At 70.4% G+C, this 26185-nt stretch carries 26 protein-coding genes, 2 pseudogenes and 1 riboswitch; of the genes and pseudogenes, 22 read left to right on the top strand and 6 right to left on the bottom strand.

From position 1 onward, the window contains the following. Positions 1-179: 179 nt before the first annotated feature. The 3 genes from OG747_RS06775 to OG747_RS06765 all read left to right on the top strand — a co-directional run bounded on the left by OG747_RS06775 (position 180) and on the right by OG747_RS06765 (position 2829). Positions 180-1403 (top strand): IS110 family transposase, encoded by a 1224-nt coding sequence (locus OG747_RS06775; RefSeq protein ID WP_331744925.1) that lies wholly within the window; start codon positions 180-182, stop codon positions 1401-1403. Between the two features lie 271 nt (positions 1404-1674). Then, positions 1675-2025 (top strand): hypothetical protein, encoded by a 351-nt coding sequence (locus OG747_RS06770; protein WP_405878380.1) that lies wholly within the window; start codon positions 1675-1677, stop codon positions 2023-2025. Between the two features lie 126 nt (positions 2026-2151). Continuing rightward, positions 2152-2829, top strand: a complete 678-nt coding sequence (locus tag OG747_RS06765) for a hypothetical protein (RefSeq protein ID WP_405886084.1) — start codon at positions 2152-2154, stop codon at positions 2827-2829. A 77-nt stretch (positions 2830-2906) separates the two neighbouring features. Here the strand turns inward: OG747_RS06765 and OG747_RS06760 are convergent. Further along, a pseudogene (locus OG747_RS06760) lies at positions 2907-3473 on the bottom strand (TetR/AcrR family transcriptional regulator); the annotation flags it as partial. Between the two features lie 68 nt (positions 3474-3541). Here OG747_RS06760 and OG747_RS06755 point away from each other — a divergent pair. The 7 genes from OG747_RS06755 (at position 3542) to OG747_RS06725 (ending at position 8709) form a co-directional block, all read left to right on the top strand. Beyond that, a complete protein-coding gene (locus tag OG747_RS06755; RefSeq protein ID WP_405878379.1) occupies positions 3542-4354 on the top strand; it encodes an MBL fold metallo-hydrolase in 813 nt (270 codons plus the stop codon). Between the two features lie 73 nt (positions 4355-4427). Beyond that, entirely contained in the window at positions 4428-4640 is a 213-nt protein-coding gene (locus OG747_RS06750; protein ID WP_405878378.1) for a 4-oxalocrotonate tautomerase family protein, read from the top strand. Between the two features lie 274 nt (positions 4641-4914). Continuing rightward, on the top strand, positions 4915-5901 hold the full coding sequence (locus OG747_RS06745; protein ID WP_405878377.1) for a helix-turn-helix domain-containing protein: 987 nt from the start codon (positions 4915-4917) through the stop codon (positions 5899-5901). Positions 5902-6294: 393 nt separating this feature from the next. After that, entirely contained in the window at positions 6295-6882 is a 588-nt protein-coding gene (locus OG747_RS06740) for a TIGR03086 family metal-binding protein (protein ID WP_405878376.1), read from the top strand. A 237-nt stretch (positions 6883-7119) separates the two neighbouring features. Further along, on the top strand, positions 7120-7698 hold the full coding sequence (locus OG747_RS06735; protein WP_405878375.1) for an RICIN domain-containing protein: 579 nt from the start codon (positions 7120-7122) through the stop codon (positions 7696-7698). Between the two features lie 121 nt (positions 7699-7819). Then, positions 7820-8032: a helix-turn-helix domain-containing protein gene (locus OG747_RS06730; protein WP_405878374.1), complete on the top strand. Its 213-nt coding sequence runs from the start codon at positions 7820-7822 to the stop codon at positions 8030-8032. A gap of 164 nt (positions 8033-8196) precedes the next feature. Continuing rightward, positions 8197-8709, top strand: coding sequence for an RICIN domain-containing protein (locus OG747_RS06725; protein WP_405878373.1), 513 nt, complete (start codon positions 8197-8199; stop codon positions 8707-8709). A 598-nt stretch (positions 8710-9307) separates the two neighbouring features. Here the strand turns inward: OG747_RS06725 and OG747_RS06720 are convergent. Further along, positions 9308-9478: pseudogene (locus OG747_RS06720) on the bottom strand (nitrate reductase); the annotation flags it as partial. Positions 9479-9599: 121 nt separating this feature from the next. On the opposite strand from OG747_RS06720, the gene OG747_RS06715 reads away from it, so the two are divergent. Together OG747_RS06715 and OG747_RS06710 are read left to right on the top strand one after the other, a co-directional pair. Then, positions 9600-10865 (top strand): alginate lyase family protein, encoded by a 1266-nt coding sequence (locus OG747_RS06715; protein WP_405878372.1) that lies wholly within the window; start codon positions 9600-9602, stop codon positions 10863-10865. A 99-nt stretch (positions 10866-10964) separates the two neighbouring features. Next, on the top strand, positions 10965-11426 hold the full coding sequence (locus tag OG747_RS06710) for an acyl-CoA thioesterase (RefSeq protein ID WP_405878371.1): 462 nt from the start codon (positions 10965-10967) through the stop codon (positions 11424-11426). On the opposite strand, the gene OG747_RS06705 is transcribed toward OG747_RS06710, so the two are convergent. After that, a complete protein-coding gene (locus OG747_RS06705; RefSeq protein WP_405878370.1) occupies positions 11386-12597 on the bottom strand; it encodes an MFS transporter in 1212 nt (403 codons plus the stop codon). The genes OG747_RS06710 and OG747_RS06705 overlap by 41 nt on opposite strands. A 122-nt stretch (positions 12598-12719) precedes the next feature. On the opposite strand from OG747_RS06705, the gene OG747_RS06700 reads away from it, so the two are divergent. Beyond that, a complete protein-coding gene (locus OG747_RS06700; protein WP_405878369.1) occupies positions 12720-13931 on the top strand; it encodes an ROK family transcriptional regulator in 1212 nt (403 codons plus the stop codon). A 139-nt stretch (positions 13932-14070) separates the two neighbouring features. Here the strand turns inward: OG747_RS06700 and OG747_RS06695 are convergent, their stop codons facing one another. Next, the gene (locus OG747_RS06695) at positions 14071-14826 is read right to left on the bottom strand and encodes an SDR family oxidoreductase (RefSeq protein WP_405878368.1); all 756 of its coding nucleotides are present in this window, start codon (positions 14824-14826) and stop codon (positions 14071-14073) included. Between the two features lie 103 nt (positions 14827-14929). Further along, a complete protein-coding gene (locus tag OG747_RS06690; protein WP_405878367.1) occupies positions 14930-15835 on the bottom strand; it encodes an RNA polymerase sigma-70 factor in 906 nt (301 codons plus the stop codon). A 582-nt stretch (positions 15836-16417) separates the two neighbouring features. Then, positions 16418-16548, top strand: a riboswitch (FMN riboswitch). Positions 16549-16701: 153 nt separating this feature from the next. On the opposite strand from OG747_RS06690, the gene OG747_RS06685 reads away from it, so the two are divergent. From OG747_RS06685 to OG747_RS06645, 9 genes are all read left to right on the top strand, one after another. Then, positions 16702-17337 (top strand): riboflavin synthase, encoded by a 636-nt coding sequence (locus OG747_RS06685; RefSeq protein WP_405878366.1) that lies wholly within the window; start codon positions 16702-16704, stop codon positions 17335-17337. After that, a complete protein-coding gene (gene pnuC / locus OG747_RS06680) occupies positions 17334-17978 on the top strand; it encodes a nicotinamide riboside transporter PnuC (RefSeq protein ID WP_405878365.1) in 645 nt (214 codons plus the stop codon). The genes OG747_RS06685 and pnuC overlap by 4 nt, the downstream gene beginning before the upstream one ends. Then, positions 17975-19312, top strand: coding sequence for a bifunctional 3,4-dihydroxy-2-butanone-4-phosphate synthase/GTP cyclohydrolase II (locus OG747_RS06675; protein ID WP_405878364.1), 1338 nt, complete (start codon positions 17975-17977; stop codon positions 19310-19312). The genes pnuC and OG747_RS06675 overlap by 4 nt, the downstream gene beginning before the upstream one ends. Positions 19313-19334: 22 nt before the next feature. Further along, positions 19335-19820: a 6,7-dimethyl-8-ribityllumazine synthase gene (ribH, locus tag OG747_RS06670; RefSeq protein ID WP_405878363.1), complete on the top strand. Its 486-nt coding sequence runs from the start codon at positions 19335-19337 to the stop codon at positions 19818-19820. Positions 19821-19854: 34 nt separating this feature from the next. After that, positions 19855-20127 (top strand): phosphoribosyl-ATP diphosphatase, encoded by a 273-nt coding sequence (locus OG747_RS06665; protein WP_028803646.1) that lies wholly within the window; start codon positions 19855-19857, stop codon positions 20125-20127. Positions 20128-20192: 65 nt separating this feature from the next. Further along, positions 20193-21059: an ATP phosphoribosyltransferase gene (gene hisG, locus OG747_RS06660; protein WP_405878362.1), complete on the top strand. Its 867-nt coding sequence runs from the start codon at positions 20193-20195 to the stop codon at positions 21057-21059. 17 nt (positions 21060-21076) lie between these two features. After that, positions 21077-21532, top strand: coding sequence for a PH domain-containing protein (locus tag OG747_RS06655; RefSeq protein WP_405878361.1), 456 nt, complete (start codon positions 21077-21079; stop codon positions 21530-21532). Positions 21533-21735: 203 nt separating this feature from the next. Further along, positions 21736-23070: a hemolysin family protein gene (locus OG747_RS06650; protein ID WP_405878360.1), complete on the top strand. Its 1335-nt coding sequence runs from the start codon at positions 21736-21738 to the stop codon at positions 23068-23070. Further along, positions 23067-24158: a hemolysin family protein gene (locus OG747_RS06645; protein WP_405878359.1), complete on the top strand. Its 1092-nt coding sequence runs from the start codon at positions 23067-23069 to the stop codon at positions 24156-24158. Before OG747_RS06650 ends, OG747_RS06645 begins: the two co-directional genes overlap by 4 nt. 108 nt (positions 24159-24266) lie before the next feature. On the opposite strand, the gene OG747_RS06640 is transcribed toward OG747_RS06645, so the two are convergent. After that, complete coding sequence (locus OG747_RS06640; RefSeq protein ID WP_405878358.1) at positions 24267-26132, bottom strand: AAA family ATPase; 1866 nt, start codon at positions 26130-26132, stop codon at positions 24267-24269. Between the last annotated feature and the right edge of the window lie 53 nt (positions 26133-26185).

The raw sequence follows: 26185 nt of genomic DNA, 5'->3' as shown, positions 1-26185 counted from the left end.
TGTTGCCGCCGGGCTTCGGGGCACCGCTTGACCGCTGATGAGGGGCCTGACGACCGCTTGGTCCGGCGCAATGCCGGGCCGCTTCACGGGCGGCATGTCTGCGTAACGTGGTTGCCGGCGTGTGGTGCCGCAGGGACGGCCGGGAGTTTCAGGAGACGAGGGGCGAGGGGCACGCGCATATGGTCGATACGACCGCGACAGATCTCTTCCTCGGCCTGGACCTGGGCAAGGAGTTCCACCACGCCCACGGCCGGACCGAGGACGGCAGAACCGTGCACGACAAGCGGCTGCCCAACACCGAGCCGAAGCTGCTGGAGCTGTTCACCAGGCTGGTGGCGAAGTTCGGCACCGTTCTGGTGATCGTGGACCAGGTCGCCAACATCGGTGCGCTGCCGCTGACGGTGGCCCGCGCGGCCGGCTGCCGGGTGGCCTACCTGCCCGGGCTGTCGATGCGGCGGGCCGCCGATCTGCATCCGGGCGAGGCCAAGACCGACGCCCGCGACGCGTTCGTGATTGCCGAGACCGCCCGCACCATGCCGCACACCCTGCGCGCGGTGGACCGCGACGACGAGGTGCTGGCCGAGCTGACCATGCTCACCGGCTACGACAACGACCTGGCCGGCGAGGTCAACCGCGCCACCAACCGGCTGCGCGGCCTGCTCTCCCAGATCCACCCCTCTCTCGAGCGTGTGCTCGGCCCGCGCCTGGCCTACCCCTATGTCCAGGCCCTCCTTCAGGGCCACGGCTCCCCGGCCAGGCTGAAGAAGCTGGGCCGTGCCCGCTGCGAGGCCCTGCTCAAGGTGCACGGTTCGCGCAAGGCCCGCCACCTGACCGCAGAGATCTTCGACGCGCTCGCCGAGCAGACCCTTGTCGTTCCGGGCACCGAGGCCAGCGCGCTGATCGTGCCGGGACTCGCCGCCCAGCTCGCCGCCGCCCACGCCCAGCGTCGCCAGGCCGAGCAGGAGATCGCCGCCCTGCTGGAGGCCCTCCCTCTTTTCCACCTCCTGACCTCCCTGCCCGGCCTGGGCGTCAGGACCACAGCGGCCGTGATCGTCGCGATCGGTGACGGCATGTCCTTCCCCACCGCCGGACACCTCGCCTCCTACGCCGGACTCGCGCCCGCCACGAAGTCCTCGGGCACCTCCATCCGCGGCGAGCACGCACCCCACCGCGGCAACCGGCTCCTCAAACGCGCCCTGTTCCAGGCCGCGTTCGCCGCGATCGGCTGCAAGTCCGACCCGTCCTCCCGGATCTACTACGACCGGCAACGCGCACGCGGCAAGACCCACACCCAGGCGATCCTCCGCCTGGCCCGCCAGCGCGTGAACGTCATCCACGCGATGATCCGCACCGGGGCCCTCTACGAAGCACGCACCCCGGGCGGCGTCGACCTCGCCGCCTGACGACTCCACCACCCCTGCCCTCCAGGCCCCATCACGCCCGCGCACCGGCACGGCCACTCCGGCCATGCCGGCCACAGGGCTGCCCATCAGCCACCCGATCCGCCGGGAACATCCCGCTTCGCGGGACGTTCCCGAAAACCAGGATCAACCCCTACAAGCCGACCACACCGGGGTTGACGAAACAGATAGGGGCACCCCCCCGAGCGTCTGACCGAGCGGGGAGCATCCCGTTCCATCCCGCTCCCCTCGCTCATACCTGAGGAGACAATTGATGACTGGTCGTACCGGACGTCCGGCACGTGGGCGGCGGGCCTCCAGGGTCACCGCCGCGGCGGTGACCCTGGAGGCCCGCCTGGCGACAGCACTGCCCGCGCACGCCGCTGCTACGGCCTGGAACCGCGAGGCGGTGCCGGTGACGCCGGCGAACCTGCTGGCGGTGGCCGGCGTCGACAGCCACACCACCTGGGCCGTCGGCGCCCAGGTGACACCGGAGGGAAAGGCCTCCCTGCGGACTCCGCTGCTCGTCGGCCGCGACGATCGGGACGGCCTCGGCTGGCGGCGGATCCCCACCCCCGCCGACCAGGTGTCCGGCTCCCGCTTCAACGCCGTCTCCGCAGCGTGACCCCAGGACATCTGGCTGACCGGGGACACCGACGACGCGGGTATCGTCACCGAGCACTGGGACGGCGCCACCTGGCAGGACCTCCGCGCGCCGGTCCCGTCCAACAACGGCGCCGGCCTCCTCGGCGTGGCCGCCGTCACCCCGACCGACGCCTGGGCTGTCGGCTGGGCCACCGCCGCCGACGAGAGCGGCGACTTCACCGGACTGCTCGACCACTGGGACGGCACCGCCTGGAAGTCCCTTCCGCTGCCGTCCGGGGCCCAGATCGCCGTGCTCAACGCGGTCACCGCCGTCTCCCCGCAGTGCGTCTGGGCCGTCGGATTCGACACCGGCGACCAGCCCGTCCTGCTCCACTACGACGGTGCCGCCTGGAAGCAGCTGCCCAAGCCGCCGATCGACGGACTGTACGGGGAACTCAACGCGCTGACCGCCGACGGCCCGGACGATGTCTGGGCCGTCGGCCGAGTGGTGACCACCGAGACGGACCGCGGCCATGCGCTCGTGATGCACTGGAACGGCAGCAAGTGGCTGCAGGCCAAGGCCCCCGCCAAGGCGGGCCCGCTCTCCTCGGCCGCCACCGCGCCCGGCGGCCTGCTCGCCGTGGGCCTGGACACCGCCCAGGACGAGGGCATCGCCGTGCAGTGGAACGACGACGCTGTGCGACTCCAGACACTTCCCTCCCCCGTGGACGGCACCCCGGCCCGGCCCACCGGGGTCGAAGTCAACGGCGGCGCCGCAACCGTCGTCGGCAGCGACGGCAACCCCGGAGCCCCCACACCGATGCTGCTCACCGGGCTGCTGTGATCGGCGGCTGGCCACGTCGAAAGTCCGCACTGAAGCGGCGTCCGTGAGGCGCGCAGTACCCGGGTGATCGCCCGGCGGGCGCGGGCTGACGCCTCCGGGTCGCGGTGGAGCTGGACGGCCTGGTCGGTGGCTAGGGCCACGCCGTTCAACTCGAAGACGAGCTGGTCGATGTCGGTGTCCACGGGCAGGACACCGACTTGGACGGCGGTGTCGAGTTCGGCGGCGACGTAGGACGACCAGCTGTCGAGGGCGGCGAGCACAGCGTCGCGGATCGGGCCGGGGCGCCCGTCGTACTCGCTCGCGACGGAGGTGAGGAAGCATCCGCCGTGCCCTTCGGGCTCGGCCATGTAGTCGATCCACTCGGCGAACGCGCGGGTGAGGCGCTCCAGTCCCGGCGCTGCGCCGACCGCCCGCGCGGGGACCCGAAGACGGAACCTGTCGACCGCGGCCTCCAGGGTGGCGAGCTGCAGGGCCTCCTTCGACCCGAAGTGGCCGATCACCCCGGCCTTGCTCATCTCCAGTTCGGTGGCCAGGCGGCCGATGGTCAAGCCCTCCAGCCCCTCGGCGGAGGCCAGTGTCAGGGCGCACTCGATGATTCGGGCACGGGTAGCAGTCGCTTCGGCGACGGACTTGCGCGGGCTCATGGGAGCAGCTTAACCTACCGATCGTTCGCTAAATATTTACGAACGTTCGTACTCTAAAGGGGCGAGCCGTGAAGATCCACCACCTCAACTGCGGGTCGCTGCGAGTCATCGAGACCGCCACCGGGAGCCTGCCCGCCGTGTGCCACTGCCTGCTCGTCGAAACCGACCACGACGGCCTGGTCCTGGTCGAGACCGGGCTTGGCACCCCGGACGTGGAGCGGCCCCAGGAGACGCTCGGCCCGGAGTTCCTCGGTCGGGCCCAACCGGTACTCGACCCGGCGGAGACCGCGCTGCACCAGGTGGCCAGGCTCGGATTCCAGCCCGAGGACGTCCGGCACATCGTGCTGAGCCACCTCGACCTCGACCACGCCGGCGGCCTGCCCGACTTCCCCTGGGCCAAGGTCCATCTGCGCGAGGCCGAGCACCGGGCCGCCATGGGCGCCCCCGGGCACCACCCCGAGGACCGGACCCGCTACCGGCCGGCCCACTGGGCACACCGGCCACAGTGGGTGACCTACGAAGGACACCAGGGCGACCCCTGGTTCGGTTTCGACGTCGTGCGCCCGCTCCAGGGCCTGGACGCCGAGATCTTGCTGGTCCCGCTGGGCGGCCACACCCTCGGCCACAGCGGGATCGCCGTCGCGGACGGCAACCGATGGCTGCTTCACTGCGGCGACGCCTACTACTTCCACGGGGAGGTCGACCCCGACGCGCCGCACGGCCACCCCGGCATGGACATCCTGCAGCAGATCACTGAGGTGGACCGACCCCTGCGCCTGGGCAACCATGCCCGCCTGCGCGAACTCGTCCGACTGCACGGGGACGAGGTCAGCGTCTTCAGCGCCCACGACCCCTGGGAACTGGCGCACCACGCCGCGTAGACCGCCGCCCCACGCCTGCCCCGACACCTCGGGGCAGGGCATCCGAGACCTGGAAGAACGAGAGACCATTGCCATGCCAGTCATCACTGTCGCCCTACGGGCCGGCCGTACCCTCGAGCAGAAGCGCGCGCTGGTCGCCCGCCTCACCGATGCCTTCGTGGACACCTGTGGCGGCGAGCGCGCGGGAGTCTGGATCCAGCTGCAGGACACCCCCGCCGAGGACTGGGGAATTGGCGGGGAGCTCCAGTCGGATCTGCTCAGCCGGGCCTCGGTCTCGGATGGATGACCCCCTGAGCAGTCGCGTGCGTCGCCGACCCTTGTCGCCGCACAAATCACGGCCTCGAGAAGCAGAAGCTTGAGCGGAGCGGCCGACTGCGGACCTCACGCGGATGGGGTACAAAAGGATCAGCGAGGTCGAATCCAACCGCACCAGGGTCCGCAGGCACCCGAGTTCAGGTGCCTCACCCGTTCGAAACCCGAGCCGGATTCAGCACGACTGCACCCCCATGGCATGAGCATCCGCTGTCCCGGGTCAGGGGGCACTTCAGGGGGAACCGCAGATGACGATCGAGACCTTGTTCCGGACCGAGGACCTGCCCGTGTCCGAACGCTTCACCGTCTGGAACGACTTCGTCGCCAGCACGTTCTTCCCGGTGGAGACCCGCACCGACCACGCGGCTGACTTCCGTGCCACCGTGCGCGCGCTGGACCTCGGCGCGGTCCAGCTGTCGGAGGTCAGCCACCCCTCGTTCGAAGTCCACCGGCCCGCCCGGCTGATCCGGCGATCCGATCCCGAGGGGTACCAGCTTCTGCTGAACGTCAGCGGGAACATCGGTGTGACCCAGGGTGGCCGGGACGCAGTCCTCGGCAGGACGGACATGGTGCTCTACGACAGTTCACGGCCCGTCAACGGCTCGATGACTGCCGACGGGGCGGTCGCCGAGGTGGTGATGCAGTTCCCTCGGGTGCTGCTGCCGTTTCCTGAGAACAAGATCGCCCCGCTTCTGTCGGTGCCCCTCTGTGGACAGGAGGGCATCGGCGCCCTGCTGGCGCGCTCCATTCTCGAACTGACCGAACACGCCGACCGGTACACGCCCACCGTTGCCGCCCGCCTGACCGCCGTCACCATGGACCTACTCGCGGCCCTGCTCGCCCAGCGCCTCGAAGCGGACACACTGCTCCCGCCGCACGTGGGCCAAGGAGCCCTCCTCGCCCGCATCCACGCCTTCATCGAGCAGCATCTCGGCGACCCCGGGCTGACACCCGGGACCATCGCCGCGGCGCACCAGATATCCGTCCGCTACCTGCACAGGCTCTTCCAGGAACAGGCCGACACGGTCACGGCCCACATACGCCACGCCCGGTTGGAACACTGCCACCGTGACCTGGCGAGCCCCCAGTCGACTTCCCGCCCCATCCTCGCCGTCGCCGCCCGCTGGGGTTTCACCGACCTGGCGCACTTCAGCCGGTCCTTCCGCGCCCGCTACGGCATGCCACCCAGCGACTTTCGTCGTCTCGCCGGCCACGACCGCCGGGTGCGCGGATGATCAACCACTGTGCACCGAGCGTCAACGACTTCGCCCCCGTGTCCCGGCAGGATCAAGAACCACGGGGCCGCGCAGAGGCCGCACTGGGAAGAGGGAGAAGCGCGTAGTGCGCGTGATCGTCAGAACCGGATGGCCAGGTGCTGGTTCGGGACGACCGTGGCGGGTGCGGCGCAACTGACGTCATATGGCGCGGGCGTCAGGTGAACGGGCAGGCGGCAGCGGCTGCGCGGGCCTTGCGAGGACTCACGTCCAGCACGGCCTGAGAGGCCCTTTGGGTGGCGCCGCCTCGACGTGTGGGGCTTCACCTGGCCACACAGGTGGCGGCGCGGCCACCGACCTTGCACGCCCCAAGATCCCTGACACGGTCGCTCTTCGACAACGGAAGGAACCACGATGGCCGTAGACGGCTTCAAGCTGCTCGCCGACGCCCACGACTACCTGCTCACCGCCGTCCGTGGCGTACCCGCAGACGCGTGGGGCGCGCCGACCCCCTGCAGCGACTGGTCGGTGCGCCAGGTGCTCAACCACGCCCGCCTCGACCAGCAAGCACTGGTCATGCAGATCAACGACACCGCACCCGCCGGGGACCCGTTCGCACCCGAGGACGCCCTGGAGGGCGATGCCGCAGCGGAGTTGGAGGCCGTGTTCGCTGCGGCGACGGCAGCGTGGGAGTCCGGCCGCGACGCGGAGAGCATGCCCACCCCGATGGGTCCGATGCCCGCCGAGCTCGGCACCGCTGCCGCCGCGCTCGACGCGGCCCTGCACGCCTGGGACATCGCCCGCGCGACCGGCCAGGACCTGCCGCTGAGCGAGTCCGTGGCCGAGCGGCTCGAGGACATCGCCGGCCGCCTCGTCGACTTCGTCCGGGACAACTTCGGCAAGTACGGCCCGGCGCTGCCCGTCCCGGTGGATGCGAGCCCCGCCCACAAGCTGCTCGCCTTCACCGGCCGCGACCCGCACTGGTCCCCCAGGGCGGACTGACACGCACGCGGCCACGGCAGCCGCAGATCAGGCGGCCAACGAGACGTCGCCGCCGCTCAGTCCGAGGGCCGGAGACAGGTTCGCCGGACTGGGCCAGGTCCTCGCCATATAGGACAGATCTTGTCCCATATTCCTCTTATCGTCTGTCTGAGAGCGTGCGGCACAGTGATCACCAACTTGAGACTATTTACCCGCGTAACTCAACGCCATCCACAACACCCACGGGGACTACTCAGCATGTCCATGTGCCGAAAGCTCGCCAGGATTGCCGGGACTGGGGTCATCGCCCTCGCCACCTTCCTGGGAACCGCCACCGCTGCCCAGGCCGACACCGTGACCTCCGTCACCGTCCCGGCCGCCGTCTCGAACGGCTACTACCAAATCCAGTTCGATAACGGCCTCTGCTTCGACGTCCCGAACGGCAACTACGCCCGCAACGTCCACGTCATCCAGTACGGCTGCAACAACGGAGACAACCAGATCTGGCACGTCTATCCCACGGACGCCACCCACTTCAAGATCCAGGCACTCCACCCCGACGCCAACGGCGTCTACCTGTGTCTGAACAACTGGGAGGGCGGCAACCAGCAGGGCAACCACATCGAGCTCTACGACTGCACCGTCAGCGACGGCGACGGCCAGTTCAACCGCCTCCAGTACAACTGGGACACCGGCGGCTACAACTGGGTCCTCCAGCCCCGCAGCGCCAGCAACCAGTGCGTCAACGGATGGGGCGGCGACCAGCCCGGCGACGAACTGCGCCTCTGGGGCTGCCAGCTCTCCAGCAACGAAGTCATCCACTTCTACCCCGTGTGACCCACCAGCCTTTACCGCCAAGGCCCGCGCATTCCCTGTGCGCGGGCCTTCGCCCATACCGGCACAACCATCACGCCCCGGCCCCGCTGCGCCCACCGCCGCGAAATTCGACCCCCGAAGCTTGACGGGGAGTGACTCATCACCGCCTGCAGTCCTGGCCGCCGCCCGGTCCCGCGGACGCTCCGGCGGCCAGAAGCCCAAGCTCGGCCCCCGCCAGGTCCAGCTCGGCAGCGAAATGTACGACTCCTGCGAACTGGCCGTCCAGCAGATCGCCGACGAGTTCGGCGTGAGCCGACCCACCATCTACCGCCATCTCGACAAGACCGCGGAGTAGCTGGTAGCGACCAGCGCCCATCCTGGTTACAGAGAGCTACCTGCTACTTGGCGGCAGCTTCGGGAGAAGAGCGCCCACATCAAGGGCCAAGCCGGTCGGGGGTGGACAGGTCGCGATCACGGAAGACTGTCCAACCAACACCTACTCCTATGGGGGAGATACCCATGCGTAAGCGCATAGCCGCCGCCGTCATATCCGGCGCGACTCTCATCGCCACCGGCCTCACCGCCAGCCCGGCCAGCGCCGACACCGGCTACCGGCCCATCAAGTTTCATAACGGCCTGTGCTTCGACGTGCCGAACTCCAACGCCTACTCCGGCGCACAGCTCCAGCAGTGGACGTGCAACAGCACCGCCGCACAGGCGTGGTCCTGGCACCAGGTCGACAGCACCCACTACCAGATCCGCAGCGCTCTCAACACCAACCTGTGCCTGAACAACTGGGAGGGCGGGGACACGACCGGCAACCACATCGCGCTATACCAGTGCGAGACCACCCCAGACGGCCTGTTCAACTTCGTCATCACGCAGACCGCCACCGACCCCGTGGAGGAGCTCCAGCCCCAGAGTGCCTGGCATACCTGCGTCAACGGGTGGGGCGGCGACGCGTCGGGCAACCAGCTGCGTCTCTACACCTGCATGGACGCGACCAACGAGGACATCGGCCAGTGGGGGTGACCTCCCCCCGTGCGAGCCACCGACGCGAGTAGCCGAGGAGCAGCAGCCGGGACGCAGGCCCGCTGCCGGTCGGGTGGCAGCAGGTCGTGCTGGAAGCAGCGGGGGCTTCTGATTGGCGGGCAGCCATGGCCACGTGCCAGACAGCCGCGCCGGAAGGAAGACGCCACCCCCGGTCTTGCCACAGCCGCGCGGTCAGGCCTGGAACTCCTTGCTCTGCACGCCGTAGAACGTCGCGTTCGCGGGCCTGACAAAGGTCCGCCGGACCGGGCGGCCGCCGGTGCGGTCGCCCGGTCGCCGTCGGCACGGACTGCGGTCCTGGGCGACGGGCTCAAGCGGGTTCGAGTTGCAGGTAGTAGGTGGAGACATCGCGCCGGGGCTGGGGATGCCGGGCGGGCTTGCGGGTGAGGCGGCGGGTCATCGTTCCAATACCCACCTGCGCGGCAGCAGGACGAAGCCCTTGGCCGCGGGAGGGCGGCGGACGGTCTTAACGGTCAGGTCCAAGAACTCCTTCGCGTGTGAGGTGAGTGCGTGACTGTGTGCTGGGGTGGTGCTGAGACCCGCCGGCCGCACCGGGGCTCGACGACTAGCGGAACATGCAGTTCAGGTGCATGCCGACAGGACTGGTCGACGCTCCGAACATCGCCACGACATGCTGGGCGCCGAGTCCGATCGTGCGCGGCCAGGAGAGCCGTTCATCGGGTCGCACGACCGCGCCGGGCGCGGGGGTGCGCCCGTCGCCGTGCAGTTTCCAGCGCACGCCGAGGTCCATGGTGAGTTCCGCTTTCTTCGTACATGAAACTCTGTCCGGACCATTGTCACGGCTACCTGGCGGTCCTACGCTCGCACGGTCTTACTCATGAACTGCGTTCACATTTCTGATCGGAGGCTCGATGAGTGCAAGACCCCGTCTGGCTGTCCTCCTCGCCGTCGTGGCCACTCTCGCGGCGGTCGTCGTTCCCTCCGCCTCGGCCCATGCGGCGCCGAAGGTTCCCCGGACCGCCGTCCTCGACGGCACCCGGCTCCAGCAGACCCGGCTCCGTCTCGACCGCGGAGATCCCCAACTGAAGCGCACGCTCGCGCAGTTGACCGCCCGCGCCGACGACTGGCTGACCCAGGGCCCCTGGACGGTCGTCGACAAGCCCAGGCCCGCCCCCGGCGGTGACGTCCACGACTACCTGAGCCAGGCCCCGTACTGGTGGCCCTCGCAGCCGAAGACCGCCGACAATCCCTGGGGCTGCCCCTACGTCCAGCGCGACGGCCAGCGCAATCCGGAGGTCGACACCGGCACCGACCGGCAGGACGTCGAGAAGGTCTTCGACTCGACGTACGACCTCGCGCTGGCCTGGTACTACACCGGCAGGAAGCAGTACGCCGAGAAGGCCGCCCAAGTCCTGCGCACCTGGTTCCTCGCGCCGGCCACCCGGATGAACCCGAACCTGAACCACGGGCAGTTCATCCCCTGCAAGTACGACGGCCGGGCCATCGGCATCATCGACTTCTCGCAGTCCTACACCAGCGTGCTGGACGCGATCGCGATCCTGGAGACGGGCGCCCCCGGCTGGTCGAAGAGCGACCGTACCGCCATGCGCACCTGGAACACCGACTTCCGAGACTGGCTGCTCAGCAGCGCCTTCGGCGGCGAGGAAGGCGCCGCCAAGAACAACCACGGCACCTTCTACGACATGCAACTCGCCGCCTTGGCCTACGCGACCGGCGACGAGGACCTCGCCCGCCGGACCGTCCTCGGGGCGGAGCCCAAGCGGATCGACCCGCAGATCGCCGCCGACGGCAGCCAGCCCCAGGAACTCACCCGCACCCGCAGCTGGCACTACTCGACCTTCGACCTGGTCGCCTACACCCGCCTCGCGGCGATCGGCCGGCACGTCGGCGTGAACCTGTGGCAGTACGCGGGGCCGGACGGCCAGACCCTGGCCAAGGCGGTCGACTATCTGTTGCCCGCCGCGACGGGCGCCGCGCCGTGGCCGTACCCGGAGCTGGAGTTCCACCGCTACGGCGCGAGCGACATCGTGCACGCGGCGGCCGACGCGGGGGACCGGGCGGCCCGGGCCGCGGTGCCCGAGCTGGAGACACCGCCCGGCGGCGACCTGTGGGTGCTGCGGCCCGCCGCCGAGCAGCTGGACTCGATCGCCGGCTGACCGGAGGCGCACGAACACCCCGATCAGGGGTTCCTGAGCGACCGCTTAGGATGGGGGTGTCCCCACCGTCCCCACCCGGCACCCTCAGGAGCCCCGCCCGTGACCGCCGAAGCCCCCGCCGCCCCCGCCGTCTCCTACGGGCGGCTCCTCCCCGTCACCGTCCACTTCGACGACCTGGACGCACTCGGCCTGCTCCACAACGCCCGCTACCCGCTGATGGTCGAACGCGCCTGGACCGCCCTCTGGAACGACCACGGCTTCCTCGGCTACGAGGGCGACTGGGAGGCGGCGGGCGACTTCTGCAACGCCGTCAAGGAACTGCGGATCAGCTACGAGGCCCCGGTCAACCGCCCCGGCGCGTACGCCGTCCACCTCTGGCTGGAGCGACTCGGCACCACCGGACTGACGTACGGCTTCCGCTTCTGCTCGGCCGATGGCGCGGTCACGTACGCGCACGGGACGCGGGTCCTCGTCCGGCTCGACGCGGCGACGTTGCGCCCGACGTCGTGGAGCGACCGCTTCAGGGCCGTGGGCCGGGAACTGCTGCGCTCGCAGGACTGAGCTTCGGCCGGTCGCGCTCGCCCGCGCGCAGCACCCCCGCGAACGCGACAAGACCGCACGCCAGCACCGTGACCAGCCCGAACGACACCACCAGGCTGGTCGCCTGCGCCAGTGTGCCGATCGCGCTCGGCGCGACCAGGCCCGAGGTGTACGTGATGGTGGCGACGCCCGCGATGGCCTGGCTGGGGTTGGAACCGCTGTGCCCCGCCGCCGCGAAGCAGAGCGGGACGACGACCGCGATGCCGAGACCCAGCAGGGCGAAGCCGCCCATCGCCACCGCGGGCTGGCCGGCGACGACGACGAGCAGCCCGCCGAGCACGGCCAGCACTCCGCCCACCCGCACGGTGCGCACCGCGCCGAAACGATTCACCACGGCGTCGCCCACGAGCCGGGCCAGCGCCATGGTCAGCATGAATCCGGTCGTCGACGCCGCCGCGAGACCGGCCGAGGTGCCCAACTCGTCCTTCAGGTAGACCGCCGACCAGTCCAGGCTCGCGCCCTCCGCGAACACCGCGCAGAACCCGACCGTGCCGATCAGCAGCGCCGACCTGGGCGGGAGCGCGAACCTGGGCGGCGGTTCCTCGTCCTCGGTGGGCTGCAGATCGAGCACCCAGCGACAGGCGACCACACCGAGCAGGGTGAGGGTCGCCGCCGCCAGGGCGTGGTGCAGGCGCGCGTCCGAGCCCATATGCGCGGCGAGCGTGCCCGCCGCCGAGCCGATCAGGGCGCCCGCGCTCCACATGCCGTGCAGCCCCGAGATGATCGACTTGCCGAGCCGCCGCTCGACCTCCACGCCCAGCGCGTTCATCGCGACATCGGCCATGCCCGCCGTGGCGCCGTAGGTGAACATCGCCAGGCACAGGGTGAGCAGGTTCGGCGCGAGGGACGGGAGGGTCAGGGCCAGTGTCCACAGCGCGATCAGCCCGCGCAGGGCGGGGCGGGACCCGAAGCGGTGGGTGATGCGTCCGGCCAGCGGCATCGAGACGGACGCGCCGAACGCCGTGAAGGCGAGCGCGAACCCGAGCCGGCCGGCTCCGATGGACGCGTGGTCCTGGATCCAGGGCACCCGGGTCGCGAACGAGCCCGTTACCGCGCCGTGCACCGCGAAGACGGCGGCCACGGCGTACCGGGCCCGCTTCACCTCGCCCAGATCGTGGACCACGTCAGTCATCTTTCCCGCCCCTCCCGGCTCCGCTCCCCGCGCTGCGGCCGTAAACTATCAGGAACCCTGCCTGATAGATAGGCGATATACCGGCCGTCCAGGGCCGACAGCTGATCTGGGAGGATCCCGGCATGCCCGCATCACCGAGCACCGCCCGGGCCATCAACGACCGCCTCGCCCTGCGCCTGCTCCAGCAGGAAGGCTCGTTGACGGCGGGGCAGTTGAAGCAGCTCACGGGACTGTCCCGGCCCACCGTCGCCGACCTCGTCGAACGCCTCACGGCCGCCGGACTGATCGCGATGGTGGGGGAGTCCGGGGAGCAGCGCCGTGGCCCGAACGCCCGCCTGTACGGGATCGTCGCCGACCGGGCCCATCTGGCCGCGCTCGACGTCCGCACCGAGGGCGTCTCGGTGGTCGTCTCCGATCTCCTCGGTGCGGAGCTGGGGCGGGCGTCGGTACCCATCGCGGACGACACCGGTACCGGGCCCGCCGTAGAACAGGCGGTCACGCTGGTGGAACGCGCCGCCAAGGAGGCCGGGGCGGAGCGCCTTCACACGGTCGGCATCGGAGCCCCCGGCCTCATCGACCCCGCCACCGGCGAACTCCGTGACTCCTCCGGCCTGCCCGAGTGGCACCGCCGGCTGGTCGCCGCCCTCCAGGAACGCCTGCCCGCCCGCGTCATCGTCGAGAACGAGACCAACCTCGCCGCCCTCGCCGAACAGCGCGACGGCGCCGCCCGCGACCGCGACACCTTCGTCCTGCTCTGGCTCGGCCACGGCACCGGCGCGGCCGTCGTCCTCGACGGCAGACTCCGTCGCGGGGCCTCCGGCGGCACGGGCGAGATCGGCTTCCTGCCGGTTCCGGGCACGGCGGCCCTTCCCTCGGCCACGGACTGCGAGGGGGGCTTCCACTCCCTGGCGGGGGCCGCCGCGATCGCGGAACTCGCGGCGGGGTACGGGCTGGTGGCGCCGGTGTCACCCGGGGAACCGCAGGCGGCGGCGCTGGTACGGGAGGCGGTGGCGACCGTTTCCTCCCCTTCCCTTTCCCCGTCCTTCTCCTCCGGTGCCGACCGCTTCCTCTCCGCCCTCGCCGACCGTCTGGCCATCGGTGCGGCGTCCGTCGTGGCGGTCCTCGATCCCGGGTGCGTGGTGCTCGGCGGCGAGGTCGGGCAGGCGGGCGGGGACGTCCTCGCCGCGCGAGTCGGCGAGCGGCTCGTCCGGATGTCCCCGCTGCCGGTCGAGGTGCGGGCGAGCACGCTCGGTGGCGGCGCGGTCCTCCGCGGCGCCCTCCTGACCGCCCGAGACGGCGCCCAGAACGACCTGTTCGCCCCCCACCCCCACTGATGCGCCCGCCGCCCCTGCCCGCGGGACGGGCGGGGGCGGCGGGGCGCAGCCCCGGCCCAGGGGAGCGGGGAACTGCGCGACCAGCCCCCACTCACCCGCGGCAGAAATCAACCCCCCGGGGGGCCTGACGCACGACGCGTCACCGCCCCCGCCCACCCCCGAACCGCCCCGCCAGATACGCCTCGAACGTGCCCTTCCCCACCGCGTTCCCCGGCGTCAGATGCCCCCCATCCCGAAAACCCCGGTACCCCTTCCCCACGAGCGGCACGCCGACCACCGGACGTCGTTTCCCCGTAGCGCGGAGATACGCCCGTGTCAGCTCCGCGAACGTACGCACCTCCGGCCCACCCATGTCCGCCACCCGCCCCACAGGAGCCCCCACCGCCAACTCGGCCATCCGCTCGGCGACCTCCGCAACCTCGACCGGCTGATCGCTCACCCCGGCCGGAACGAACATGACCGGCAGCTTGGACAGAGCCTGCAGTACGCGGGCCACGAGGTCGTGGAACTGGGTGGCGCGCAGGATGGTCCAGCCGAGCCCCGACTCCTCGACCAGCCTCTCGACGGCGAACTTGGACCGGTAGTAGCCGAGCGGCACCACATCCACGCCGACGATCGAGATGTACAGCAGGTGCGCCACCCCGGCCCGCCGCGCCGCCGCGATCAGATTCCCGGCCGCCTTCTCGTCACCCCCGCGCGGCCTACTCGCACAGTGCACGACGGTGTCCACGCCCGCCACGGCCGCGTCGAGCGCGCCGCCGCCCGCGATCAGATCGACGGCGTACGGCTGCGCATGCCGGCTGAGCACCCGCACCTCGTGGCCGTCCGCCCGCAGCCGCTCGGCGACGAGCCGGCCCAGAGTTCCGGTACCACCGGTCACCAGGATCGTGGTCATGCTGTTCGGTCCCTTCATATGCCGGGCGCGCCCCAGTGGAGCGCCCTTCGTCAGCTGAGACCGGGCAGCCCGCGCGAAAGTGACAGTGACCCGACGGGCCCGCTCACGCCCCCGCGAGCTGGCGCCCCACGAACTCCAGCTTGTCCGGATTCAGCACCGCGCTCATACGGACGACCGCCCCGTCCCGGACCTCGAAGGTCACCACCCCCGCGAGCCGCTCGCCTTCCCGGCCGATCAGCGCCGTACCCCCATTGACCTCGGCCACCGTGAAGTCCAGGTGCGCCGCGAACCGCCCCACGCCGCCCGCCAGGAACCGCAGGACCTTCTCGCGCCCCTCGATCGGCCGCCGCGCCGCGCTGACCTTGCCGCCTCCGTCGGTCCACCAGCTGACGTCCGCCGCGAGCAGCTTCTCCAGGCCGGCCAGATCGCCCTCGCGGGCCGCCGTGAGGAAGGACGCGACGAGTCCCGCCTGCTGCTCGGGCGGCGGCGCGAAGCGGGCCTCCGGCGCGGCGACCCGTTGCACGGCCCTGCGGTAGAGCTGGCGGCAGTTGGCCTCGCTCAGGTCGAGCACCTCGGCGATCTCCCGATGGCCGTACGCGAAGGCCTCCCGCAGGACGTAGACGGCGCGTTCGGTCGGGGTGAGCCGCTCCAGGAGGAGCAGCAGTGCCAGGGACACGGCATCGCGCTGCTCGGCCGACTCCAGGGGGCCGAGCGTGCCGTCCGAGGTGAGGACGGGCTCGGGCAGCCACGGCCCGGCGTACTGTTCGCGCCGGGCGCGGGCCGAGGTGAGCCGGTTCAGGCAGAGGTTGGTGACGACCTTGGCCAGCCAGGCGCCCACCTGCTCGATGTCCGCCCGGTCGGCGCCGCTGAAGCGCAGATACGCGTCCTGGACGGTGTCCTCCGCATCCGCGGCGGAACCGAGCATGCGGTAGGCCAGCCCGAACAGTCGCGGGCGATGGGGCTCGAAGCCGTCGGTGTTGTCGGTGTTGTCGGCGCAGCTCGTCGTCACGTCTTCAGCGTCTCCGATTGGCTCAGCGATCCCAAGTGTTGCTGGGTGCAAGCCAATCGCCTTCGTGCCCTGGTGCTGACGGCAGGAGCCGTCAGCCCGCGTGGCACGTCCCTCCGGACGCTGGTCGGCCCAGCCTGCACAGCTACAGGGCCGAGGAGGGTGCCCGACGTCGCCTGGGCGCCGGGCATGCGCGTGACAGTCTGCCACGGGTCTGTCACGGATCGTTCATCCGGCTGGAGAGCCTGGCAGACACCGGATTCCGGAAGGGAGACCCGGCGGCGGGGCAAGGGCCATCGTCACCGCCGCCGGGCCGCTCAAGGGGCGAGTGGGACATCTCGCCTTCAACAAACCATTGATCGCCGACCTTAAGAGGACTAGACCAGGGTGGTCAATAGGTATGGACCAATAAGTGGATCACTGTCAAGAGGGGTAGGCCTCAAGGGAGTTGATCGGCTGCGCGGTCGCCGTAGAAGTCCAGCAGAAGTCCAGTAGAAGTCCATTCGGGCGGCCTGTGAGGCACCCCACAGGCGTTCACCCGCATGGATATGGATCAGGCGTGGCACACTGATCCTGTACCAGAAGCAGCGCACTCCGGGGTCGGTGAAAGTCCGAACCGGCGGTTATAGTCCGCGACCCGGTCGCTTCCAGCGGCCGGTTGACCAGGTGGAATTCCTGGACCGACGGTTAAAGTCCGGATGGGAGGCAGTGCGCGGCGGGCGGGCATTCGTGCGCGCTGCCGTTTGTTTCGACGCGTCCCTCGGGACGTGTTGTCCCATGCGGCTCGCTCCCGGTGTCGCAGTCCGCTCATTCTGTCGTCATCGACAGGCCCCGGAGTCCGTGCCCTATGAGGCAGGAGGACCCGGGAAGTGTTCACCGGAATCGTCGAAGAGCTGGGTGAGGTCACCGCCGTCGAGATCCTCGACGACGCCTCCCGTTTTCGTCTGCGTGGCCCCGTCGTCACGCAGGGCGCACAGCATGGCGACTCCATCGCCGTGAACGGCGTCTGTCTCACCGTCGTCGAACATGAGGGCGACGAATTCACCGCCGATGTCATGGCCGAGACCCTGGACCGCTCCAGCCTCGGCGCCCTGACCGTCGGCTCCCGCGTCAACCTGGAACGCCCGATGGCCGTGGGCGAGCGCCTGGGCGGGCACATCGTCCAGGGGCACGTGGACGGCACGGGCACGGTCATCGAGCGCAAGCCGTCCGAGAACTGGGAGATCGTCAAGATCTCGCTCCCTGCGGACCTCTCCCGGTACGTGGTCGAGAAGGGCTCCATCACCGTCGACGGCATCAGCCTGACGGTGGTCGACGCGGGCCCGGACTTCTTCACCGTCAGCCTCATCCCCACCACCCTCGACCTGACCACGCTCGGCCGCAAGCAGCCCGGCGACCCGGTCAACCTCGAGGTGGACGTCATCGCCAAGTATGTCGAGCGACTGCTCGGCTCCCGTGGCGAGCAGCCGGTCGTGCTGCCCGACACCCAGGGGAGCGCGCAGTGAACTGGCTGAACTCCGAGGCGTTCACGCTCCTCGGGCAGCACATCAAGTGGTCGGACATGATCGGCAACATCATCGGTCTGATCGGTCTCGCGCTCGGCTGGCGGCGCTCCATATGGAGCTGGCCCGTCCAGCTCCTGTCCGGTGTCGTCCTCTTCGCGGCCTTCGCCAGTGGCCACCTCTCCGGGAGCGCCGGCAAGCAGGTCGTGGTCATCGTCGTCGCCGTGTGGGGCTGGTGGCAGTGGAACCGCGGCAAGGGTGAGGGCCAGGACGGCCAGATCTCCGTACGGTTCGCCACCTGGCGCGAGCGCGCGTACATGGTGGGTGCCGCGGCCGTGGGCACCCTCGCGGTCAGCGGACTGTTCCACGCGTACCCGACCCTGTCCTGGGACCCCTGGCCGGACGCGTACATCTTCGTAGGCACGATCGTCGCCATGTACGCGCAGGCCCGCGGCATGGTCGAGTTCTGGTTCGCCTGGCTGCTGGTCGACGTGGTGGGCGTCCCGCTCAACTTCGCCAACGGCTACGCCTTCTCCGGTTTCGTCTACGTCGTCTACGGCGCGCTCGTCCTGTCGGGCATGCGCGACTGGTGGCTGCGCTCCCGCAAGGCCGGGCAGCCCGTCCTGGAAGGAGCTCCCGCATGACCACCGCACCCGTCTGGTACAGCACCGGCCACGATGAAGATGCTTCGGACTTCGCGCTCGACCCGGTCGAGAAGGCCATCGCCGACATCGCGGCGGGCCGCCCGATCGTGGTCGTCGACGACGAGGACCGGGAGAACGAGGGCGACCTCGTCATCGCCGCCGAGAAGGCGACCCCCGAGATCATCGCCTTCATGATGAGCGAGTGCCGCGGGCTGATCTGCGCGCCCATGGAGGGCGACGAGCTCGACCGCCTCCGGCTCCCGCAGATGGTCGAGGACAACACCGAGTCGATGAAGACCGCGTTCACCGTCTCGGTGGACGCCTCCGCCGCCCACGGCGTGACCACCGGCATCTCCGCGGCAGACCGCGCCACCACGCTGCGGCTGCTGGCCGGCGGCGAGACCGAGGCGGGCGACTTCGTGCGTCCCGGCCACATCTTCCCGCTGCGCGCCAGGCCCGGCGGCGTCCTCGTCCGCAACGGCCACACCGAGGCCGCCGTCGACCTCGCCCGGCTCGCGGGCCTGCGCCCGGCGGGCGCGATCGTCGAGATCGCCGGGGAGGACGGACGCATGCTCCGCCTGCCCGAGCTCATCCCCTTCGCCCGCAAGCACGGCCTGACGATCATCTCCATCGAGGATCTGATCGCCTACCGCCGCTCCCTGGAGCTCTCGACTTCGCTCGAACAGGGCGTACCCCTGTCCGAGCCCACCGTCCGCCGCGAGGCCAAGACTCAACTGCCTACCGCCTTCGGCGAGTTCACGGCGTACGGCTACCGCTCCACCGTCGACGGCGTCGAGCACATCGCCCTTGTGCACGGCGAGATCGGCAACGGCGAGGACGTCGTCGTCCGCGTCCACTCCGAGTGCCTCACCGGCGATGTCTTCCACTCCCTGCGGTGCGACTGCGGCCCCCAGCTCCAGACCTCCATGGAGCGCATCCAGGCCGAGGGCCGGGGCATCGTGGTCTATCTGCGCGGCCACGAGGGACGCGGCATCGGCCTGCTGTCCAAGCTGCGCGCGTACGAGCTCCAGGAGCGCGGCCGTGACACCCTCGACGCCAACCTGGAACTCGGGCTGCCCGCCGACGCCCGGGACTACGGCGCGAGTGCGCAGATCCTGGAGGATCTCGGCGTCCACAGCCTGCGCCTGCTGACCAACAACCCCGACAAGACCGACGCGCTCGTCCGGCACGGCCTCAAGGTCACGCGCCGGGAGCCGATGCCCGTACAGGCGGGCGAGCACAACCTCCGCTACCTGCGCACCAAGCGGGACCGGATGGGACACGACCTGCCCTGGCTGGACACGACCACCGTGTCCGCCTGCGGCAACCAGTAACAAGAAAGCACTGAGGAGAGACGTGAGCGGCAAGGGTGCACCTGAACTGTCCGTACGCAACTGCGGCGACCTGCGCGTCGCGGTCATCGCGGCACAGTGGCACGAAAAGGTGATGGACGGCCTCGTCAACGGCGCACTGCGCGCCCTGCACGAGCTGGGGATCGACGAGCCGACCCTGCTCAGGGTCCCGGGCAGCTTCGAGCTCCCGGTCGTCGCCAAGGTCCTCGCGGGCCGCGGGTACGACGCGATCGTCGCGCTCGGCGTCGTCATCCGCGGCGGCACCCCGCACTTCGAGTACGTGTGCCAGGGAGTCACCCAGGGCCTCACCCAGGTCTCCATCGACACCGGCGTCCCCGTCGGCTTCGGCGTGCTCACCTGCGACACCGAGGAGCAGGCCCTCGACCGCGCGGGCATCGAGGGCTCCAACGAGGACAAGGGACACGAGGCGGTGACCGCCGCCGTCGCGACCGCGGCCACGCTGCGCTCAGTATCTGAACCCTGGCACTGAGGTACCGGCGGTAGCGCGTAGGGTGGGCAGCATCATGTCCAAGAAGACGTTCGAGGAGCTCTTCACCGAGCTCCAGCACAAGGCCGCCAATGGCGACCCCGCCACTTCGCGCACCGCCGAGCTGGTCGGCAAGGGCGTCCATGCCATCGGCAAGAAGGTCGTCGAAGAGGCCGCCGAGGTCTGGATGGCCGCCGAGTACGAGGGCAAGGACGCCGCCGCCGAGGAGATCTCGCAGCTGCTCTACCACGTCCAGGTGATGATGGTGGCGCGCGGGATCTCCCTCGACGACGTGTACGCACACCTCTGAGCCGTAAACCACGCAACCCCGCACGTACGAACGAAAAGTACGCACGAACAAAGGAAGCCGACCTCATGCTGCGCATCGCCGTCCCCAACAAGGGTTCCCTGTCAGGCCCTGCGGCGGAGATGCTGCATGAGGCCGGCTACCAGCAGCGCCGGGAGTCCAAGGAACTGCGGATCGTCGACCCGGGCAACGAGGTCGAGTTCTTCTACCTCCGTCCTCGCGACATCGCGATCTACGTCTCCTCCGGCCGTCTCGACATCGGCATCACCGGCCGCGACCTGCTCGTCGACTCGGGCGCCGGCGCGGAGGAGATCCTCCCGCTCGGCTTCGCCCGCTCGACGTTCCGCTTCGCCACCAAGCCCGGCACCGCCAAGGGCATCGAGGACCTCGATGGCATGACGGTGGCGACCTCCTACGAGGGCATCGTCGCCAAGCACCTCGCCGACAGTGGCATCGACGCCTCCGTCGTCCACCTCGACGGCGCCGTCGAGACCGCGATCGAACTCGGTGTCGCCGAGGTCATCGCGGACGTCGTCGAGACCGGCACCTCGCTGCGCAACGCGGGCCTCGAGGTCTTCGGCGACCCGATCATGAAGTCCGAGGCCATCGTCATCCGCCAGGTCGGCGCCGACACCGCCGAGGACGCCGAGGACGCCGAGCCCAAGGTGCAGCAGTTCCTGCGCCGCCTCCAGGGAGTCCTGGTCGCACGGACGTACGTGATGATGGACTACGACTGCCGCGCCGAGCACCTGGAGAAGGCCGTCGCCCTCACGCCCGGCCTGGAGTCGCCGACCATCTCCCCGCTGCACAACGAGGGCTGGGTCGCCGTCCGCGCCATGGTGCCCGCCAAGGAGGCCCAGCGGATCATGGACGACCTGTACGCGCTCGGCGCGCGGGCCATCCTGACCACGGCCATCCACGCCTGCCGCCTCTGAGGACCCCCACCGAAGCCATGTCCGACCTTCCCACGCTCCCCGTCACTTTCCGGCCGTCCCGCACCCGGGCCGTGCTGCTCACCGCGGGCGCCGCGATCTTCCTCGTCATCACGACGGTCGCGATGCTCCTCGAACAGCTCAGCCCGGGGGAGCAGCTCAGCTTCATCTTCACCGGCGCGCTGCTCTTCGGCGTCCTGCTGATGCTCTCCCGGCCCAAGGTCGTCGCCGACGAGACCGGCGTCACCGTCGTCAACATCACCAGCAGGCGACACCTGGACTGGGCGGAGATCCTCCAGGTCAACCTGCGCCCCGGCGACCCCTGGGTGTTCCTCAACCTCAGCGACGGCACCAGCCTGCCCGCGCTGGGCATCCAGCCGGGCATCGCCAAACAGCGCGCGATCGAGGACGCCCGAGCCCTGCGCGCGCTCGCCGAGGCCCGCTCCATCGGCGACCGGGAGCAACATCACGGCTGACTCTCGGCCTTCCACCCTGCCGCATGGGCCCATGTCTTGATTAATCTGTTGGCGGAGGCGTTTTCGTTGCGCCTCCGCCGCCGATGTTCCACCCGGTGACTCAGCGGCCCCCTGCTACCCGAGGAGTGACTCCCTCCAGCGATGGACGGATCGTCCTGTAGTACCTGCGCCGCCCCCTCCCGACATATCGAGGCGGCGGCATCATGACCATCCCCCTGCTGCTCCTTGGGGCGGCGTTCCTGCTGATCCTGGCCAACGGCTTCTTCGTGGCGGCGGAGTTCGGCCTCGTCACGGTCGAGCGGCCCGACGCCGAGAAGGCCGCGGCCGAAGGCGACCGACGGGCCGGTACGGTCGTCGAATCACTCAAGGAGCTGTCCTTCCAGCTCTCCGGCACCCAGCTCGGCATCACCATCACCTCGCTCGTCGTCGGCATGCTCGCCGAACCCGCGCTCGCCGAACTGTTGCACGCACCCTTCAGCGCGCTCGGCCTGCCCGAGGGCGCCGTGTCCGGTGTCGCCGTGGTGGTCGGCATGCTGCTCGCCGCCGCCGTGCAGATGGTGATCGGCGAACTCGTGCCCAAGAACTGGGCGGTGTCCAAGCCGCTGCAGGTCGCCCGCTTCGTCGCGGGTCCGCAGCACGTCTTCTCCCGCCTCTTCCGGCCGGTGATCGCCGCGCTCAACACCGTCGCCAACCGGCTCGTACGGGCCCTGGGTGTCGAACCCGCCGAGGAGCTGGCCTCCGCCCGCACCCCCGGCGAACTCGTCTCCCTGGCCCGGCACTCGGCGCAGGCCGGCGCGCTGGAGCAGGACACGGCGGATCTCTTCGTACGGACCATCTCGCTGGCCGATCTGACCGCGCAGCACGTCATGACCCCGCGGGTACGGGTCAGCGCCCTCCAGTCCTCCGCCACGGCCGAGGACGTCGTCAACCTCACCCGCGCCACCGGCCTCTCCCGCTTCCCCGTCTACCGGGAGCGGATCGACGAGATCGTCGGCATGGTGCACCTCAAGGACGCCCTCGCGATCCCCTCCCAGGACCGGCGGCGCACACCCGTCGGCCGGATCGCCCAGGCTCCGCTGCTGGTCCCGGAGACCCTGCCCGTGCAGCCGCTCCTGGAGCAGTTGCGCAACCAGCAGCCGATCGCCGTCGTCGTCGACGAGTACGGCGGTACGGCGGGCGTGGTCACCCTGGAGGACATCGTCGAGGAACTCGTCGGCGAGGTCCGCGACGAGCACGACGCCAAGGACCTGCCGGAACTCGCCGCCGCGCCGCCCGAGGACGGGCGGCCCGCCTGGGACGCGGACGGCAGCTGCCGGGTCGACATCCTGCAGCGCATAGGACTCGACGTGCCCGAGGGCCCCTACGAGACCGTCGCGGGCCTCGTCGCCGATCTGCTCGGCCGGATCCCGGCCCCCGGCGACAAGGCCGAACTGCCTGGCTGGCGTCTCTCCGTGCGCCAAGTCGGGCACTACCGGGCCGAACGGGTCCGGCTGGTCAGGACCGCCGACGCGGCTGCCGCGCCGGAGGCCGTCCGATGAGCGTGCTCCAACTCCTCTTCGCCGTGTTGCTGGTGCTCGCCAACGGCTTCTTCGTCGGCGCCGAGTTCGCGCTGGTCTCCGTACGGCGCAGCCAGATCGAACCCCTTGAGTCCGCGCGGGCCCGTCAGGTCCTGTACGGCCTGGAGCGGCTGCCGCAGATGATGGCGGCGGCCCAGTTCGGCATCACCGTCTGCTCCTTGACGCTGGGCGCGGTGGCCGAGCCGACCGTCGCCCACCTGCTGGAGCCCGTCTTCGAGGCGGTGCACCTCCCCGAAGGGGTGATCCACCCCCTCGGATACGTCATCGCGCTCGCCCTCGTCGTCTTCTTCCACCTCGTCATCGGCGAGATGGTGCCCAAGAACCTGGCGATGGCCGCGCCCGAGAAGACGGCGCTGTGGCTGAGCCCCGGCCTGGTGGCGTTCGCGCGCCTGTGCCGCCCCGTCACGGTCGCCCTGGGCGCCTGCGCCCGCCTGATCCTGAAACTCTTCCGGGTCGAACCCAAGGACGAGGTCGAGGCGGTCTTCACAAGTGAACAGCTCAACCGCCTCGTCGAGGACTCGGGCCAGGCGGGCCTGCTGGACCCGGAGGAACAAGAGCGCCTCGAAGACGCCCTGGAACTGGGCTCCCGCCCGGTCACGGACGTCCTCCTCGACCACGACTCCCTGGTCACCGTCGGCCCCTCGGTCACCCCGGGCCAGGTGGTCGCGCTCACCGCCCGCACCGGGTACTCCCGGTTCCCGGTGGTCGCGGAGAACGGTGCCTTCATGGGCTATCTGCACGTGAAGGACGTACTCGACCTGGAGGAGTCCGAACGGGCGGTTCCGCAGCACCTCTGGCGGCCCATGACCACCCTGAGCTCCGAACTTCCCCTGGACGACGCCCTGACGGTGATGCGCCGCGCCGCGACGCACCTCGCCCAGGTCGCGGACGCGTCGGGCAAGGTCCTGGGCCTGGTCGCACTGGAGGACGTCCTGGAGCTCCTGGTCGGCGAGGTACGCGACCCGGCCCACCGGGACGCTGCCGCTGTGGTGACGCCGTTCACGGAACCCCGCGCCAGCGAGACCCCGGAGCAGGCGCTGGCGACCTGACGCCCCTGCCCGTTCCCTCCCTGGTTCTCTGTCCGCGGGTGGGCGGGGGCTGGTCGCGCAGTTCCCCGCGCCCCTGAAAGCAGGGGCGCGGGGGGCGAAGACCACCGGTCACATCGCCGAAGGGTCCTGCGGTCCCCGCCCCGACAGCACCTCCCCGTACGCCTGCATCAGGTCCGGCAGCCGGAGTGTCGACAAGTCGTCGCGGGACGGGATGTTCGGGTAACCGGAGAGCCGCAGGTCCCGGTACGCGCAGCTCTTCTCGTAGAGGGTGCGCAGGAAGCGGCCGTTGCCGAGTTCGTCGATCCAGCCCTGGTCGACCACATGGCCGGCGATCGAGCGGAGCTCGTCGAGGGCCTCCTCGTCCCAGATGTCACCGTTCTCGGCGGCCAGCACCTCACCGATGGAAGTGAGTTCGAGGGGGCGGTAGGAGGGGAAGTCCACGCGGGAGGTGAAGCGGGAGGAGAGGCCGGGGTTGGCGGCCAGCAGGCGGTCCATCCCCTCGGGGTAGCCGGCGAGGATGACGACCAGGTGGTCGCGGTTGTCCTCGGCCCGCTTCAACAGCACCTGCAGCGCTTCGTCGCCGTACGCGTCGCCCTTGCCGTAGCCCGAGTTGGAGAGCGCGTACGCCTCGTCCACGAAGAGGACTCCGCCGATCGCCGAGTCGATCAGCTCGTTGGCCTTGACGGCGGTCTGGCCCAGGTATTCGCCCACCAGGTCCGCCCGCTGCGCCTCCACCAGGTGGTCACCGCCGAGCAGCCCGAGCGCGTAGAAGACCCGGCCGAGAATGCGGGCCACCGTGGTCTTGCCGGTGCCTGAGGGGCCGGAGAAGACGAAATGGCGCTTCGGCGGCTGGACCGGCAGGCCCTGTCCGGCCCGCAGCCGCGCCATGTTCAGCTGTGCCGACAGCGCCTTGACCTGGCGTTTCACGGGCTCCAGTCCGACCATGCGCTCCAGCTCGTTGAGCGCCTCCTCGAGTAAGGCGGGGTCGGTCGGCCCGGCCGGCAGCGGCTGCACCGGCACCACGGCCTTCTCCCGCACCACGTCGGTCTCCGGCGGCAACGCGCCCGGCGGGAGCGGATCGGGCTCCGAGAGCTTCAGGTCGCGGCCCTCGGTGCCGAACAGGGGATCGATGCCGTCGGGGCCCTCCATCACGTCCTGCCCGACCCCGGCCAGCGTGATGGCCGCGAGGTCGGCGGCGGCATCGTCGTAGCCGTCGCCCTCGGAGATCGCGGCCAACCGGGCCGAGGTGTCCATGAACGCCGGGTCCACCCTGTGTACCGCCCGGTACAGCGGCAGCGCGGCGGCCGACCGCCCGGTGCCCTCGTGCGCCCGCGCCAGCCAGTACCGCAGCTCCTTGCGCTGCGGCTGCTCACTGCGGCAGCGCATCAGCGCGGAGGACAGGAGCGGCTCGGCCTGGCCGAACATCTCCAGGCGGACCCGGGCCATCCCGCCGAAGAGGCCGGCCTCTATGCCCAGCATGGGGTCGTCGATCAGCGGATCCGTGTGCCGGACCAGCTGCTCCCAGTCCTTGACCAGATAGGCCCGGCAGGCGTGCAGAAACCGCACCTGGTGATCGGCGTCGACCGGCGGCAGTCCCGCGAGCGCCCGGTCCAGCTCGGGCACATGGCGGCCGTCCAGCCAGTGCGAGGCGTGCGCGAGCAGCAGATCGCGCGGACTCTCCAGCACCGGCTGCACCCACCAGCCCAGCCAGTACCAGGAGTTGAGTGTGCGCCGGTGCCGGGAGCGCTGCTCGCCGAAGCGGTCCCGGTGCCGGAACATCCGTAGCAGCGCGGTCGTCGTGTCCACCCGCAGCGCGTGCAGTCCGAGCCAGCCGTCCGCCATGCCGGGGTCCATCCGGACCGCGGTACGGAACTCCTCCTCCGCCTGTGGATAGGCGCCCATCGTGTAGGCGTCCACACCTCGCATCCAGGCGAGGTCGGCCGGGGCCTCCGGGCCCCGCGTGCCGAAGTCCATCACGTCCCCCACAAACCGTGCCCCCGATGGTTCTCCGAACGGGCCGGTGCCCG

Origin of the sequence: Streptomyces sp. NBC_01384, assembly GCF_045040035.1 — a bacterium.
GTDB lineage: Bacteria > Actinomycetota > Actinomycetes > Streptomycetales > Streptomycetaceae > Streptomyces.
This window is presented reverse-complemented; position numbering and strand designations above follow the sequence as displayed.

Bases quoted from the DNA above. Each gene is read 5' to 3' on its own strand.
- OG747_RS06700 (WP_405878369.1), top strand. From the start codon at position 12,720: ATGCCCGCATCACCGAGCACCGCCCGGGCCATCAACGACCGCCTCGCC.
- OG747_RS06740 (WP_405878376.1), top strand. From the start codon at position 6,295: ATGGCCGTAGACGGCTTCAAGCTGCTCGCCGACGCCCACGACTACCTG.
- OG747_RS06665 (WP_028803646.1), top strand. From the start codon at position 19,855: ATGTCCAAGAAGACGTTCGAGGAGCTCTTCACCGAGCTCCAGCACAAG.
- OG747_RS06770 (WP_405878380.1), top strand. From the start codon at position 1,675: ATGACTGGTCGTACCGGACGTCCGGCACGTGGGCGGCGGGCCTCCAGG.
- OG747_RS06695 (WP_405878368.1), bottom strand. From the start codon at position 14,826: ATGACCACGATCCTGGTGACCGGTGGTACCGGAACTCTGGGCCGGCTC.
- OG747_RS06725 (WP_405878373.1), top strand. From the start codon at position 8,197: ATGCGTAAGCGCATAGCCGCCGCCGTCATATCCGGCGCGACTCTCATC.
- OG747_RS06640 (WP_405878358.1), bottom strand. From the start codon at position 26,132: ATGGACTTCGGCACGCGGGGCCCGGAGGCCCCGGCCGACCTCGCCTGG.
- OG747_RS06745 (WP_405878377.1), top strand. From the start codon at position 4,915: ATGACGATCGAGACCTTGTTCCGGACCGAGGACCTGCCCGTGTCCGAA.
- OG747_RS06705 (WP_405878370.1), bottom strand. From the start codon at position 12,597: ATGACTGACGTGGTCCACGATCTGGGCGAGGTGAAGCGGGCCCGGTAC.
- OG747_RS06735 (WP_405878375.1), top strand. From the start codon at position 7,120: ATGTCCATGTGCCGAAAGCTCGCCAGGATTGCCGGGACTGGGGTCATC.
- OG747_RS06645 (WP_405878359.1), top strand. From the start codon at position 23,067: ATGAGCGTGCTCCAACTCCTCTTCGCCGTGTTGCTGGTGCTCGCCAAC.
- OG747_RS06655 (WP_405878361.1), top strand. From the start codon at position 21,077: ATGTCCGACCTTCCCACGCTCCCCGTCACTTTCCGGCCGTCCCGCACC.
- OG747_RS06715 (WP_405878372.1), top strand. From the start codon at position 9,600: ATGAGTGCAAGACCCCGTCTGGCTGTCCTCCTCGCCGTCGTGGCCACT.
- OG747_RS06675 (WP_405878364.1), top strand. From the start codon at position 17,975: ATGACCACCGCACCCGTCTGGTACAGCACCGGCCACGATGAAGATGCT.
- hisG (WP_405878362.1), top strand. From the start codon at position 20,193: ATGCTGCGCATCGCCGTCCCCAACAAGGGTTCCCTGTCAGGCCCTGCG.
- OG747_RS06775 (WP_331744925.1), top strand. From the start codon at position 180: ATGGTCGATACGACCGCGACAGATCTCTTCCTCGGCCTGGACCTGGGC.
- OG747_RS06750 (WP_405878378.1), top strand. From the start codon at position 4,428: ATGCCAGTCATCACTGTCGCCCTACGGGCCGGCCGTACCCTCGAGCAG.
- OG747_RS06650 (WP_405878360.1), top strand. From the start codon at position 21,736: ATGACCATCCCCCTGCTGCTCCTTGGGGCGGCGTTCCTGCTGATCCTG.